This window comes from Caballeronia sp. LZ033 (assembly GCF_031451265.1).
Classification (GTDB): Bacteria; Pseudomonadota; Gammaproteobacteria; order Burkholderiales; family Burkholderiaceae; genus Caballeronia.
Window position 1 is genome coordinate 1 of record NZ_JARUXQ010000052.1, and the last position, 468, is coordinate 468.

Sequence of the window (468 nt, forward strand, 5' to 3'; positions counted from 1 at the left end):
GATCAGTTGGGTGGCATGTCCAGTTATCGCTATGACGGGCTGGGACGCACGGTTGCAGCAGTGGACCCTGCAGGAAACAGGACCACGTGGGAATACGATTTGTGCGGCAATCTGCTGACGCACACGCTGCCGGATCGCAGCGCGACGCGCACCCAATATGACGATGAACAGCGCCCGGTTCAGATCACCAATCCCGAAGGCGGCCAGTGGAAGCAGGCATGGGACACGCGCGGTAATCTCGTTGCGCAGACTACGCCCTCGGGCCTTGTCACCGCATTCGCTTATGACCCACGCGGTCAATTGATTCGGGTGCGCAACGCCGCCCAACAGGTCACGACCCTCGACTATGACCCGTTGGGTTATCTGGTGGGATTGACCGATCCGCTCGGACGCACCACGCGTCTGAAGCACGATGCACGCGGCAAGCTGATCGAGCGGCAAGCGCCGGGAGAAGAAGCGGCGATCTAT

1 protein-coding gene is annotated in these 468 nt (G+C 61.1%); it reads left to right on the plus strand.

The genetic code is table 11. From position 1 onward, the window contains the following. Positions 1-15 precede the first annotated feature (15 nt). Positions 16-468, plus strand: a 453-nt coding sequence (locus QCE62_RS35145) for a hypothetical protein (protein WP_309928034.1), incomplete at its 3' end; no start/stop codon positions are given.